12 protein-coding genes are annotated in these 13597 nt (G+C 55.1%); 6 read left to right on the top strand and 6 right to left on the bottom strand.

Annotated elements, in window-relative coordinates; genetic code table 11:
* Positions 1–48 precede the first annotated feature (48 nt).
* On the top strand, positions 49–1248 hold the full coding sequence (nagA, locus tag LOC70_RS07995) for an N-acetylglucosamine-6-phosphate deacetylase (RefSeq protein ID WP_230253083.1): 1200 nt from the start codon (positions 49–51) through the stop codon (positions 1246–1248).
* A 137-nt stretch (positions 1249–1385) separates the two neighbouring features.
* Here nagA and LOC70_RS24230 read toward each other — a convergent pair whose 3' ends face one another.
* Positions 1386–1514 (bottom strand): hypothetical protein, encoded by a 129-nt coding sequence (locus LOC70_RS24230; protein WP_255715751.1) that lies wholly within the window; start codon positions 1512–1514, stop codon positions 1386–1388.
* A gap of 49 nt (positions 1515–1563) precedes the next feature.
* Between LOC70_RS24230 and LOC70_RS07990 the strand changes: the two genes are divergently transcribed.
* Positions 1564–2682: a DUF3500 domain-containing protein gene (locus LOC70_RS07990; protein WP_390889018.1), complete on the top strand. Its 1119-nt coding sequence runs from the start codon at positions 1564–1566 to the stop codon at positions 2680–2682.
* A gap of 58 nt (positions 2683–2740) precedes the next feature.
* Here the strand turns inward: LOC70_RS07990 and LOC70_RS07985 are convergent, their stop codons facing one another.
* On the bottom strand, positions 2741–4111 hold the full coding sequence (locus LOC70_RS07985) for an arylsulfatase (RefSeq protein ID WP_230253082.1): 1371 nt from the start codon (positions 4109–4111) through the stop codon (positions 2741–2743).
* A gap of 181 nt (positions 4112–4292) precedes the next feature.
* On the opposite strand from LOC70_RS07985, the gene LOC70_RS07980 reads away from it, so the two are divergent.
* The 4 genes from LOC70_RS07980 to LOC70_RS07965 all read left to right on the top strand — a co-directional run bounded on the left by LOC70_RS07980 (position 4293) and on the right by LOC70_RS07965 (position 8151).
* Positions 4293–5558 (top strand): THUMP domain-containing class I SAM-dependent RNA methyltransferase, encoded by a 1266-nt coding sequence (locus LOC70_RS07980; RefSeq protein WP_230253081.1) that lies wholly within the window; start codon positions 4293–4295, stop codon positions 5556–5558.
* 134 nt (positions 5559–5692) lie between these two features.
* The gene (locus LOC70_RS07975; RefSeq protein ID WP_230253080.1) at positions 5693–7177 is read left to right on the top strand and encodes a hypothetical protein; all 1485 of its coding nucleotides are present in this window, start codon (positions 5693–5695) and stop codon (positions 7175–7177) included.
* Positions 7174–7857 carry a hypothetical protein gene (locus tag LOC70_RS07970; RefSeq protein WP_230253079.1) on the top strand — a complete coding sequence of 228 codons (684 nt, stop codon included), beginning with the start codon at positions 7174–7176 and terminating at the stop codon, positions 7855–7857. The genes LOC70_RS07975 and LOC70_RS07970 overlap by 4 nt, the downstream gene beginning before the upstream one ends.
* A gap of 39 nt (positions 7858–7896) precedes the next feature.
* Positions 7897–8151, top strand: a complete 255-nt coding sequence (locus LOC70_RS07965) for a hypothetical protein (protein WP_230253078.1) — start codon at positions 7897–7899, stop codon at positions 8149–8151.
* A gap of 77 nt (positions 8152–8228) precedes the next feature.
* Here the strand turns inward: LOC70_RS07965 and LOC70_RS07960 are convergent, their stop codons facing one another.
* The 4 genes from LOC70_RS07960 to LOC70_RS07945 all read right to left on the bottom strand — a co-directional run bounded on the left by LOC70_RS07960 (position 8229) and on the right by LOC70_RS07945 (position 13580).
* Positions 8229–10733, bottom strand: coding sequence for a DUF1592 domain-containing protein (locus tag LOC70_RS07960; protein ID WP_230253077.1), 2505 nt, complete (start codon positions 10731–10733; stop codon positions 8229–8231).
* Positions 10734–10759: 26 nt separating this feature from the next.
* Positions 10760–12046, bottom strand: coding sequence for a DUF1552 domain-containing protein (locus tag LOC70_RS07955; protein ID WP_230253076.1), 1287 nt, complete (start codon positions 12044–12046; stop codon positions 10760–10762).
* Positions 12047–12155: 109 nt separating this feature from the next.
* Positions 12156–12926: a rhomboid family intramembrane serine protease gene (locus LOC70_RS07950; RefSeq protein WP_230253075.1), complete on the bottom strand. Its 771-nt coding sequence runs from the start codon at positions 12924–12926 to the stop codon at positions 12156–12158.
* Between the two features lie 6 nt (positions 12927–12932).
* A complete protein-coding gene (locus LOC70_RS07945) occupies positions 12933–13580 on the bottom strand; it encodes a peptide chain release factor family protein (protein WP_230253074.1) in 648 nt (215 codons plus the stop codon).
* Between the last annotated feature and the right edge of the window lie 17 nt (positions 13581–13597).

The raw sequence follows: 13597 nt of genomic DNA, 5'->3' as shown, positions 1-13597 counted from the left end.
TCCGCGGCTTCGCTTTCTGTTTCCTCCGACAATCTCCAAGCTCCGCACATGCGATCCATCTGCTTTTTCAATGGCACGGCAATCTTGCCAGACCGCGTTCTTCCCGATGCCGTTGTTTTCTGCCGAGGCGAACGTATTGTCTATGTTGGTCGAGCTCGATCTCGCGTTCCCAAATCGGCGGACATGGTCGATGTCAAAGGTGGATTCATTTCGCCTGGCTTTGTGGACATTCACATTCATGGTGGTGGCGGAGCCGACGTGATGGACGCTTCGCCCGAAGCAATCGCGACGGTGTGCCAGGCCCACGCTCGACACGGGACCACGTGTTTGTTCCCGACGACCAGCACTGGCACCGACGAGCAAATTCATGCAATGTTGTCAGCTTGCGATGAGGTGCGAACCAACTGGGACGCTTCGATGGGCAGCAAGATCGCGGGCGTTCACCTCTACGGTCCTTACTTCGCGAAAGACAAGGTCGGCTGTCACGATGATTCCGTTTGCCGAGCCCCCAAGTCAACCGAGTACCGACGGTACTTCAAAACCGGGATCGTCAAGATTGCGACCTGCGCCGCGGAACTCGCCGGAGCCTCTGCGTTCTATCGGCACGCAACCCAGCAAGGCTGCTTGGTCACGTGCGGGCATTCCAACGCCAGTTGGGATGAGATGGGCGCGGCTTTCAAGAACGGCATGCGACACGTGGACCATTTCTGGTGCGCGATGAGCAACGTTTCATCCGTTCGAAAACGTTTTGGTTTTCCGATGCGAGGAAGCATGTTGGAATATGTCCTGTCCAATCCCGAGATGAGCACCGAAGTCATCGCCGATGGAATGCACCTCAGCCCAGAGCTATTGCATTTCGCTTGGAAGATGAAGGGCAGCGACCGGTTGTGCCTCGTCACTGATTGCAACCGGGCGCTCGACATGCCACCGGGTTGCTATCGCTTCGGTCCCGAATCCAATGGTTCTTGGTTTACTAATGACGGCAATGTCGGTTGGGCACCCGAAGGATCCTTGGCCAGCAGCGTGATGGGCATGGACCACATGGTTCGCACGATGCATCGGAACGCAAACATTCCTCTGCATGAGGTTGTGCGAATGGCGTCGCTCACCCCCGCGGAGCGTGCCGGGATCGACGCGGAAGTCGGCAGTCTCACCCCCGGAAAACGTGCCGACATCATCTTGCTGAACAAGTCACTACAGGTCAAACGTGTTCACATCAACGGTCAGCGAATTCGCAACGCCACTTGAGCGTTGGTCCTGCTCAAGCAGGCCACACGTCGTACGCGCTCACTGAGACTCCGTCATCCACCGATTCGCTGATCGGAAATGTTGATAAACACAGAGAGTTTGCTGATTGGCGGCGACAACCGAAAAGACATCGTCATTTAATACATTCCATTGTTTTCGATGACTCGGATCCCAACGACTCGCAACCACTTGTTACAAAGCTCAATCCCTTCGAAGACGGATTGAGCTACAAAGACACCCAACAGTGCCGTTGTCACTTCACTCACACAGGACTTTTCGATGTATCGTCCCAAACTATCCAACACACTTGTCGCAATAAGCTTTCTCCTTGGCGTAAACACCTTCGATGCCGTGGCACAACCGCCTCGTGGTGGTCGGTCCGTCGAAATGCCGTTTCGGGGCATTCGAACATCGGAAGGCACCTCTGAGGGATTGTTTCGAATCGAATCAACCGGTGTCTCAACCGCGCCCGTCCGCGATGCTGCTCGGGACTTCCTTGAGGGGCTTGACGAATCTCAGCGGAAACGAACCGTATTCCCGGCGGACGACATCGAGTGGCGACAGTGGGACAATCGCCATCGCAGCCCCCGTCAGGGCATTGGTTTCGAAGAAATGAATGAAACCCAACGCGATCTCGCCTTCGCGATGCTTCAACAAAGTCTTAGCGCAAAGGGTCTGAAGAAGACGCAGGACATCATGAAGCTAAACGGAACGCTTGGCGAGCTTGCGAAACGTCCTGAAGAGTACAACGAGTGGCTTTACTGGATCACCATCATGGGTGAACCTTCGGAAACCAAACCCTGGGGATGGCAACTAGACGGACACCATGTCGTCATCAACTACTTCGTTCTTGGTGACCAAGTCGTGATGAGCCCCGTTTTCATGGGTTCCGAACCGATCGAAGCCGACTCGGGCCGGTTCGAAGGCACAATTGTATTGCAGGAAGAACAAGAAAAAGGGTTGCAGTTGATTCAGATGCTGTCGAAGGATCAACAGTCCGAAGCGATTCTCATGAGCCGAAAAGATGGCAATAACAATTTGACTGAAGCCTACCGAGACAACGTCGTCTTGGACTATGCCGGGATCATCGGATCCAAGCTCAACGAATCGCAACGACAGGCATTACTGAATCTCATCGCCGAGTACGTCGGCAATATGCGAGAAGGTCATGCTAAAGTTCGCATGTCAGAGGTCAAGGAACATCTCAACGACACCTATTTTGCGTGGATCGGAGGAATGACCGACGAAAGTGTCTACTACTATCGCGTGCACAGCCCTGTGATCCTGATCGAGTTCGATCACCAACGGCGAGTCGCTCCCTTCCGAACCTCCGAGCCAACTCGCGATCACATCCACACCGTTGTCCGCACACCAAACGGCAACGATTACGGCAAGGATATTTTGCGTCAGCACTACCAATCACATCCACACTGATCGCGGCAAACTTGGCCGCCAATGGCAAGCTCCCGCGTCCGTCCTTCACGCTCGTCCGCTATCGCCCCTTCGATTTGCGGACACGATCTCGTTCCACATTCCTCGACCATTGGTCCAGTTGACGGAGCATTTCGTTGACGCGTTGAGGATGCTTTGCCGAGACATCATTTTGCTCAGTTTCGTCCTTGGTGAGATCGAACAACTGAGGCGATTGCCGGGAGTCTTTCGGATTCGCGGTACGTGTGACGTACGGCCTGATAAGCTTGAAACCGCCGTCTCGGATGGCTGCATTGTGTGTGTAGTTCGGCAAACCGCGATTCCATTGCCAGAACAACGATCGCTGACTGAGAACAGAATTGTCGTCCAGCAGCCCAAGTAGGCTCACACCATCAAGCAGCAAGCTTGTTTCGTAATCCAAACGGCAAGCTTCGACGATCGTCGGGAACAAGTCGACAAAATGAGCCGGCGTGTCTCGATCACCTGGTTCAATCTTTCCGCTCCAACGCAAGAACAGCGGAATTCGAATGCCTCCCTCGTAAATCTGGTACTTCGTTCCGCGACGACCTTCGTTGAAACGTTCACCCGTGAGAGGATCAGGGCCATTGTCACTCGCGAAGATGACCAGTGTGCGCGAATCGAGTTTCAACTGCTTCAGCTCGTCAAGCAATTTGCCAATGCCGCGGTCCATGACCTCAACCATCGCGTAGATGGTCGCAGTGGATTCATCGAATCCCTGCTCTTGATAGAAACGGACCACTTCCTCAGGGGCTTCCAACGGTCGATGCGGTGCGTAGTGGGCGAGATGAAGAAAGAACGGATGATCCTGATGACGCCTGACAAAATCTACCGCTCGATCGGTTAGTTCTTCCGTCAGATATCCCTCATTGGCCTCCGACACCATCCCGTTCACGTCCAAGCGATAGCGCCTGTAAGTGTTTGGACCGATGAACCCAGCAAATTCATCGAAACCCCGACGCAACGGGTGATATTTCTCTCCCATTCCGCAATGCCATTTGCCGACCAACCCGGTTGCGTATCCCCGGTCGCTCAACGCATTCGCGATGGTGGTTTCATCGGCTCGCAGTCGAGTCAAGTCCGGATAGCGTTCCTGGTTCAGCGTCACCACTCCGGTGCGATGAGGATAACGCCCGGTCAGCAAGGCTGCTCTGGCTGGTGCACAAACACATGATCCGCTGTAGGCATTCCGGAACCGCACACTTTGGGTAGCCAACCGATCGAGATTGGGCGTCCTTGTCAGACCATTGTTTCGATGCGATAGATCGCCGACCGCCAGATCGTCCGCAAGAATCAAAATGACATTGGGTCGTTCACCGTCGTCCGAATGTAGGTCTGTCGCGGACGGAGCTTGTCCGCTGCTTGACGCAATGGACACCCACAAACTTGCCAAGACCGCCAAAGTCTTTCGCATGACAGACCCTAGGAGGAGGTTGAAGAAACGAAACCCGTCTCAGTGTAGACGCAATTTCCAGACGATCGGCTACAGTGTGCTGCCGTGTGGACGCAACTCTATTCCCGAACCATCTTCACACCAACTCCGAGCCATCCTAGACCGCGTCCGACCAACGATGGAAACTCAACCGAGTAAATCAATGACCGCTGACACCCCCGTTTCCGACCAGCCGCCCTCCGATCAGCCGATGTTCGATCTCATCGTGCCCTGTGCGTTTGGACTCGAAGCGGTAGTCAAACGAGAACTGAAAGGCATCGACATCGAAGCCAGCATCAGCGACACGGGAAGAGTCTCGTTTCGCGGGACTCGAGAAATGATCTGTCGAGCCAATCTTTGGTTGCGAACCGCGGACCGCGTGTTGATTCAGGTCGGTGAATTTCCTGCTGGTGACTTCGACGCCTTGTTTGAAACAACTCGAAACATCGCCTGGGGTCGACTGATGCCGGTCGACGCCGCGTTTCCCGTCACCGGCCGTTCGATCAAATCCACTCTGACCAGCGTTCCTGCGTGCCAACGCAGCGTCAAACGTGCCATCGTCGATGCGATGATGCGCGACCACGGCACCCAGCAACTGCCGGAAACCGGACCTCTCTACAAAGTCGACGTGTCCATTTTGAAAGACGTCGCCACGTTGACCGTCGACACCACCGGACGCAGCCTGCACCGTCGTGGTTATCGGACACACATCTCTGCGGCGCCGCTGAAAGAAACACTGGCTTCAGCCATGGTCATGCTCAGCTACTGGCGGTCCGGCAAAGCCATGATCGATCCCTTTTGCGGCAGTGGCACGATTCCCATCGAGGCGGCTCGTATCGGTCGAAACATGGCACCTGGACTGGATCGCGAATTTGCTTGCCAGGATTGGCCGGACTATTCCGACGAACTCTGGTCGGATTGCCGAACCACGGCGGCAGCTCAAGCTCTTCCCGCGTTGGAGGAGAAAATCCTTGCCAGCGATATCAACGGCCGAGTCCTAACGGCAGCAAGAGACAACGCGGTTCGCGCGGGTGTGCAAGATGACATTCACTTTCAGGCCATGCCGGCGGCCAAGATCAGTAGTAAAAGGCAATACGGCTGTTTGATCACCAACCCGCCATACGGGCAACGCATCGGTTCGGGCCCGTCTTCACGTCATGACGACAGCGGGTTTCCAGGATACGGCGGCGATAGCCAAGAAGACCAAGAACTGGACGCTCTCTACGAATCACTGCCCGACTTGTTTGAAAAACTCCCGACTTGGTCGCACTACTTTCTGACCGCCTACCCGCATCTGGAACGAGCGATCGGACGCAAAGCAAATCGCCGGCGAAAACTTTACAACGGCCGGATCGAGTGCACCTACTACCAATATCAAGGTCCGAAGCCGCCGCCTCAAAAACGTTCGCAATCAGAGGACTCTGATTGACTCGGAAACCCTCCTCGGCCTTGAAGAAAGGTTAGCATGGCTCCTCGTTGATGAGAGGTTGACGAGAGACTGTCCATTGTTGGAATGCGAGGTCGATGATGAGGATGAACTGCGAGCGAACAGGGCAACGATGCATGGACTCTTTGCCATGCTCATTGGTGATCTTTGGCGTGGTGCTCGGCGTGATCTTCGCCGCTCTCACACGGCCCCACGGCGTAGCCGACGAAATGCCTAAACAATTTCGTGCCGGGGCGGTGGCGATCGATATCACGCCGGAGTCATTCCCGGTCAGCTCCTCCGGCAGCATGACTCATCGAGAAGCAATTCGCGCACACGATCCATTGCACGCACGTTGTTTGGTTCTCGATAACGGAGAAACCAGCATCGCGTTGGTCACCTGTGACAGCTGCATGATCCCGCGTGAGATCTACGACGAAGCCAAGACGATTGCCTCTGAAGCAACCGGCATTCGAACCGATCACATGCTTTGTTCCGCGACGCACACGCACACGGCTGTGTCAGTGGCACCCACATTTCAAAGCGAGGTTCAACACGATTACATCCCGTTCCTGACTCAACAAATCGCGAAGGGAATTGTCCAGGCTCATTCGCGATTGAAGCCCGCCAAGGTGGGCTGGGCGGTGGGCAACAATCCCCGCCAAGTCTTCAACCGCAGATGGTTCCTTCGGCCCGGCACTGCGATTACAGACCCATTTGATGAGGGGACCGATCGAGTCCGTATGAATCCCAGCGCCAACAGCCCCACGCTGTTGCGCCCCGCGGGGCCCATTGATCCGGAGATCCCCGTGCTCAGCGTGCAAGATCTCGAGGGTCAACCCATCGCCGTTTGGGGCAACTATTCGCTGCACTATGTCGGCGGCGTGCCATCGGAATCACTTTCTGCGGACTACTTCGGTGAATTCGCGCGGCAGGTCACACAAATGCTTGAAAGCGACGACGCTCGGTCACCCGTGGTTGTCACCATGACCAACGGCACCAGTGGTGACATCAACAACGTCAACTTCTTCGAAGGCCATCCCCGGCAAGAGCCATTCGAACAAATTCGAGTGGTCGCCAACGATGTGGCGACCTCCGCCATGGTCGCCCACCAACGCACGGTCATGGAAGACTGGGTGAGCATCGACATGCTGGAAACCGAGTTGGAACTTGGTGTTCGCCACCCCACCGAAGAAGACATCACTCGAGCCAAGAACTTGATCGCCGAAGCCGGCTCGGGTCCTTGGTCAGACCGACGCTTGATCTACGCCAACGAAACGCTTGACTTAGTCGACTACCCGGACACCGTCACGGTCAAGTTACAAGCCATCCGAATCGGCGATCTAGCCATCGTGAGCAGCCCCTGCGAAACCTTCGTGGAAACCGGATTAGCGATCAAAAAAGCCAGTCCCTTCCAACCAACTTTCACGATCGAATTGGCCAACGGATACAACGGTTACCTCCCAACGCCCGAGCAACATGCATTGGGTGGTTACGAAACCTGGCGAGCCAAATCCAGTTACCTTGCCGTGGACGCAGAACCCAAAGTACGAGAGACGCTTCTGGGTCTGTTGAATGAGCTGAAACGCCGCGAGCGCGCAATGCAATCAGACGGATCATGAAAATGAGATGGATCCTTCCACTCTTGGTCGTCGTTGTTCTCGCGGTGAATACGCTGCCACTCGCGTGGTCGAGTCTCCACTGGACCATGCACCCCGATTTAAAACGATCCTGGAGCTGGTGGGCCAATCACGCGAATGACGTGTTCTACACGGCAACCGCGATTCTGATCGCGTTCACTTCGCCGGCGAAGGTCACTGTACTCAACACGCTGTCGCGACTCTTGGTCGTGCTGTTCGTGTTCGTGCTGCTTCCTCTCTTTGCGGCCACGGTCCAAGGGTTTTGGGTGGTTCGTCCTGACTCTTGGGAGCTCCTTCGATGGCGACTCAATGACGATTGGCAAAACGGCCGTGCCCTCCAGTACATCGTCCAGTCCATTTACTGGATGCTGGCGACTGGGATGTTGTGGTTGACCACTGGAAACCGTCGCCTAGCTAGAAAGGCATCACCAGAGGACACGTTGCCACACGAAGCAATCACCCAGCAATCGATCACCATTCAACGATTGTTGGCATTGACTGTGTTGGCAGCAATCTTCGCGGCGATCCTTCGTTGGCTGGAGTGGTCCCCGACGAAGTGGGAGGCATTTGAGATGTTGAACAGCGTTGCCATCGCACTAGCCATCGCGGGAACCGGCTGCTTCGCACAACGTCTCCATCCATCCCACCGATTGCGAAACTGAGGACTTGGAGTCTTTCTAATCGCCGTCTTGTGGTTTTTCGTGTCTGCCTACTTTGTCGTTTACGAGCACTTCATCTATGCGATCCCAACCAACACGATGAGGTTTTTCAGCATTTGGGATCTGCAATCTCTGCCGGCATATCAAAAATTCAGAGGATTGTTGACCGATGCAACCATCGCGTGGATTTTATTCGCAGCATTTGGCTATCGGCTGGAGAAGCAGGGTGCGACGGACAACTTGGGTCAGTCGAGTTCGAAGAACGACGATGTGACGAACAAGGCGGTTGGAAGCTGACGTTGCATTGGTTGTCCGGTGCCTCGTTCGCAGAGTGAATAGCGACACGACTTCGAGACGCCGTTTGGAAATTCAGCTCAGCGAGATCGGAAGAGATCGCTGGTTAGCACAGCGATCACCATCGTCCGCAGTCCACCACCGCTGTCTTCGACTGTCTTCGAGATCTCATCAATCTCGAACTGATCGGTGGGTTCCATGTGACGCCCGGTGGAATACGCCAGCATCTTTTCAATCAATGCCCGAGAGAATTGTTCTCGACGACTTTCGAGCAGTTTGTCTTTGAAATCGTCAAAGCCTTTGAATTCCTCTCCCGAAGGAAACTTGCCCGACGCATCCACCTTCGCCGCCGATCCTTTGACCTTGGGATATTTGCTTCGCCATCTGCCAACTGAATCGAACGTTTCCAACGCATAACCCAACGGATCAATGTTGCGATGGCACACTGCACACGCTTGATCTTCACGATGCTTTTCGAGACGTTCGCGGATGGTCTTCGCTCCGCTGACGTTGGAATCGATCGCGGGTACCTCGTCCGGTGGCGGTGGTGGAATCGTCCCGAGAATGTTTTCCAGCACCCAAACGCCACGCGTCACGGGCGATGTGTCGACACCATTGGCACTAACGGTCAGCACACCTGACATTCCCAACACGCCACCTCGCTGGGAATTGCCCGCCAGACTGACTCGTTGAAACCCATCCGCCAAACGCATCGAATCCTTTTCTGGCAACCCATACAACTTCGCGAGTTTCTTATCGACGAACGTGTAGTCGGCATCCAGCAGATCCATCACCGGCCCGTTCTCATCGAGCAAATGGCGAAAGAAAAGCCTTGCTTCCTGCTTCATCGATTCGGGCAAGTTTTCAGAGTAATACTCGGGCACCTTCTTTCGAGGTGGCGGCAAGTTCCCGATGTCTCGCAAGTTCAGCCAGCTATCGAGAAATCCTTGGACAAATTCTTTCGACCGTTCATCAGCCAACATCCGATCCGCCTGATTCCTAAGCTCGGCAACGTCATCGAGCTTGCCGCTTTTGGCCGATTCAAACAGTTGGTCATCCGGCGGTGCAGCCCACAGAGCGTACGACAGCCGTGACGCGAGATCGAATGCACTCAGACGAGTCTGATCCTCTGGCGTGATCTCGCTGAGATACAAAAATGACGGCGAACAAAGGATCATCTTCACCGCGTCGAGAGCCGCCTGACGTGGACTCGCTTCCTCTGCAACACGCCTCTCGAACAACGCCTGGATTCGTTGCTGATCCGCAGTTTCTAACGGTCGGCGATACGCTCGCTGCGCAAAATCATAGAGCTGCTGCAGCGCCTGCTCCGCCTGAAATCCGGATTCGCCGAACACGGCACGCTCTTCCAAGCTTCCACCGGGCTCTTTCAACGGACCAGCAATTTTAATTTCGCCAATTCGGATGTGCGGCAAGAAACCTTCGCGGAGCAACGAGGTTCGACTGACACCGACTTTTGGATTTTTAAACTCGTCCTTGTAGCGGCGGTTCACCTCAATGACGGACGCCCGCGATTCGTAGGGACCGTTGGGGAAGATGAAACGAGGGGTTTGTCCCGCTTCTAACCAAACCTGAAACTTCAGCCATTCCGGTTCATCGTCCGGCACGATCGCGGTCGCCAAGACTGGCTCGATTGCTTGCGGGTAATGAATGTGTCCCTTGGTCACATCGCCGGGGACCACCGCAATTTGGAAAGGCTCTGAAAAGTCGATTCGAAAGATTTTGGGATCGTAGTGCGTGTCGCGGTGCATCGCCTGAACATGGACTTCGATGTCATACAAACCGGACACGGGCACTCCCTCGAGGAAGTCTTCAATGTGTCCGTACCCGCCCTGGCGTGTGTCCGTGTTCGGTTGCTCGTACAAACACAGGAACTTGTTCTTCAGCACGCTGCTGTGAGCCCCCGACAACTCCTCGTACTGCTTGAAGTTCTCAGTGAAGTGCCACGACTTTGGTTCGACGTCTGGCTTTCCCAACCGCATTTCCACCAAGCGCGACGCGGCTTGGAAGTACTGATCCAACAAAAACCCCGAGGTGATCAACGACTCGCCAATCGTGTCGAGATGATGACTGGTGTTCTCCTTTGGAAAATCGGCAGTCAAACCCAACGTGTCGACACGACGACCAAACAACGCCGCCAAAGTCACCTCATATTCGCGGTTGGAAAGACGACGCATCACGGTACGTCCGGATCGCCCGGCGAAGAGATCTTTCGCGTCTTGAACACCGTCGCGAAGTGTTTGCAACAACTCCAAACGTTCTTCGTCCGATGGCTGCTCACTGTCCTCCGGGGGCATCGCCTTCAGCGTGACCTGGTCGATGATCTCATCAGTGCTGATCAACTGCTGTTCGGAACGAATCGGCAGCGAAAAAGACTCAAATTCGCGTTCCCCTTCCGCCGTCGTCTTGTCGTGACAATCCAAGCAATACTTGCTCAAAAAGTCCGTGACGATGGCAGGCTCGCCCGTTGATGTTTCTTCGGCATCCGCTTGGGTGACGTCCGCGACCGCAAAACCCATCAAGATGCAACAAGCGACGCCGATCCGGAGCGTCTGATTCGAAAGCACGTTCATTGAATTCAACGAGGCTGCGATCAAGAGAAACTGCCGGTGCTGGTACCGAACAATTCCGTTTGAACTCCCATTTTCTGCGCGATGTCGACGTACAAATTGCACAGAGGAATCTTGTGGCGGTTTCCGTTGACCTTTTTGTATTCGCCCCGTCCGTAGCCTCCGCCTGCCAACACGATCGGTAAATCGGTGTTGGTGTGAGAACTGCCGTTGCCCATTCCGCTACCAAACAGAACCGCGGTTGAATCCAACAATGTTTGCTCGCCGTCTTCGATTTCAGACAACCGAGTCAAGAACTTTCCGAACTGTTCAATCTGGTAAGTCTCCAACGTGACCAGATGCGCCACCGTTTCCTCGTCGTTGCCGTGGTGAGACAGGCTGTGATACGACTTATCAATGCCCAAATTTTGAGGCAAGAAACTACCACCAATTTCCAACGTCGCGATCCGAGTCGAATCGGTTTGCAGAGCCAAAGCGATCAGCTCGTACAACATCGGCAAATCATCCACCGTGTTGGTGTCCGCGGGTCTTTCGAACGGAGCTTCCGGTTTGGGTTGGTCCGCCCAACGGCGACGCACTTCCAAACGTTTTTCCACATCGCGAATGGAACTGAAATATTCGTCCAGTTTGGCCCGGTCTTCTTGATTGACGCGTTTGGACAAAGCGCCCGCTTCTTCGGTGATCGAATCCAGTATGGATGCCTGCAGCGAGTTCTCACGGACTTTCTGCGAACGACGCTGCTCCGAGTCTGTTTTGAACAAACGATCGAACAACTCCGCCGGCCCGGTGATGGGTGGGACACGAATGCCGGACTTGGTCCATGACAATTGACATCCGCCGTGGATGCCGCCTTCGGATCCAACGGTCAACGAAGCGAAACGCGTCTGTTTGCCAATCTCATCGGCAAGGTATTGATCGATGGTGACGTTTCCGTCTTGCCGATGTTTGGACTCGTGATGCAAGACGCCGGACAAAAACGTGTGGACCGCAAAGTGCCCGCCTCGAATGCCATGGTCCAAACCGCGATACACGGTGATTTGATCACGGTTGGCCGCCAAAGGTTTCAGCAAGGTGGTCTCTTCGAATTCTTTGCCGGGAGTCTCCGGGAAGAAATGCTTTTGCTGAAATCCAAGCAAATTGCCAACCGCAACAAAACGTCGGGCTCCAACGCCGGCACCGCTGGTTGCCAAGACCGGTGAATTGGATCCAACCGTGTTGGCCATCAACGACGGCAACCCGGGCAGAGCGAGCGAGCCCGCCATGGAACGAAGCACAAAACGACGACGATCATAAGAGCTTGATTGAGACATGTTGCCATTCTAGCCAATCGACCAACGTCAACCAACAACAATGGCATCTGAAACCGCGTCCAAATGGATCGAGGGAGCAGAAATCCTCGACAACAGGCTCGACAATGATTCAAAAGCGACGTTCGTGAACCGCTTCGTGCCCGAGAGGAGAACGTCCGATCACCAACGCAGCCAAGGCTCCGGCGATGAATCCGCCCGCGTGAGCCCACCACGCAACTCCGCCGGCCTCGCCACCCGCCAGCGATCCAAGACTGTTGACCAACTGAATGACAAACCAGATCCCCAGAAACACCGGCCCGGGCAACACGAAGGTTGGAAACACAAACATCAACGGCAGAACGGCCAAGACCCGTGCATGCGGATAGAGCAACGCGTACGCTCCCATCACTCCCGCAATCGCACCGCTGGCTCCCAGCGTCGGCACCGGGCTCCCCGGGTCGCTCAATAAATGTGCGAGACCGGCCAGCACTCCTGTCCCCAGATACAGCAGCGCAAACCCCAAATGGCCCAAGCGATCTTCCACGTTGTCGCCAAAGATATACAAGAACCACATGTTGCCGAGAAAATGCATCCAACCGCCATGCAGGAACATGCAAGTGATCAATGTCATCCAGGCGGGAACTGCGGGCGGCCCGATCTCTTGGCGAACTTCCATCACCTCCACCCCTCGAGGTGTTCGCACCGGAACACGCTGCTGCATCACCGGCGTGGCCGATGGATCCGTCAATCGCAGCGGCACCATCGCAAACCCTGAAATGATGCTTTCGCTGTTGTCGGACGAAGCTTGCTGAGCCAGAAATGCAACCGCGCACAACGCGATCACCAAATAGTTCACAAGCGGTGTCGTACGACTCGGGATGTCATCGCGGATTGGAATCATGTTGTTCTATCGAAGCGGGGGCCGAGAGTGATGTTGCCGAATGCGATTGACCAATTGAAACGCCGGAGGATGATCGCGTACCAAGTTCACAAGTTTGGTGGTCGAGACCTTCCAACACTCCGCAATCAAACTGGGTTGGCCCCCGGCGGTCCAAAGATCATTGAGCACCAAGGCCAACAACGCTGGCTTATCCGCGTTTTGGTCATTCAGTTTCAAAGCGGTGCCGCGAAACCGCATTCGCAATTCGCTCTCCAGCACGTGGCATTCCGTTGTCGGATCCATCTTCCCGGATTCCGTTGAATTGGAAGGATACTCCGGCGAGGACGTGCGGAGGGTCACCGCCAACAAATACCTCAATCGCGTCAGTGCGGTCGAACGGTTGCGTGCCTGTTGCCTCTGCTCGGTTGCTTCCGCCGTGATGGGGCCGACCTCCGGATGCCGAGTGTCGTAGGTGAGGAACGCCCCCGATGCGGTTCGATTGCGATGTTGTCCCCCCGGGCCACTTCGAGCCTGCGTTCGCAATTGACAATGCTTCAGCAGTTCGTCCTCTGGTTGCAAACTCGGATGCAAACCATTGACCACCGGCAACTTCATCCGCTGTTCAGCTGATGGCCAAATGGGATTGGAATCTTTGGACAATGGTGGACGTGACAAGACGGAAACACTTGAGA

The organism is Rhodopirellula halodulae, assembly GCF_020966775.1.
Taxonomy (GTDB): domain Bacteria; phylum Planctomycetota; class Planctomycetia; order Pirellulales; family Pirellulaceae; genus Rhodopirellula; species Rhodopirellula halodulae.
Note: the sequence above shows the minus strand (reverse complement) of the source record. Positions and strands in the feature narration are given on the sequence as shown.

Coding starts and splice junctions, on each gene's coding strand:
- LOC70_RS07985 (WP_230253082.1), bottom strand. CDS start 4,111: ATGCGAAAGACTTTGGCGGTCTTGGCAAGTTTGTGGGTGTCCATTGCG.
- LOC70_RS07950 (WP_230253075.1), bottom strand. CDS start 12,926: ATGATTCCAATCCGCGATGACATCCCGAGTCGTACGACACCGCTTGTG.
- LOC70_RS07980 (WP_230253081.1), top strand. CDS start 4,293: ATGACCGCTGACACCCCCGTTTCCGACCAGCCGCCCTCCGATCAGCCG.
- nagA (WP_230253083.1), top strand. CDS start 49: ATGCGATCCATCTGCTTTTTCAATGGCACGGCAATCTTGCCAGACCGC.
- LOC70_RS07955 (WP_230253076.1), bottom strand. CDS start 12,046: ATGTCTCAATCAAGCTCTTATGATCGTCGTCGTTTTGTGCTTCGTTCC.
- LOC70_RS07970 (WP_230253079.1), top strand. CDS start 7,174: ATGAAAATGAGATGGATCCTTCCACTCTTGGTCGTCGTTGTTCTCGCG.
- LOC70_RS07975 (WP_230253080.1), top strand. CDS start 5,693: ATGGACTCTTTGCCATGCTCATTGGTGATCTTTGGCGTGGTGCTCGGC.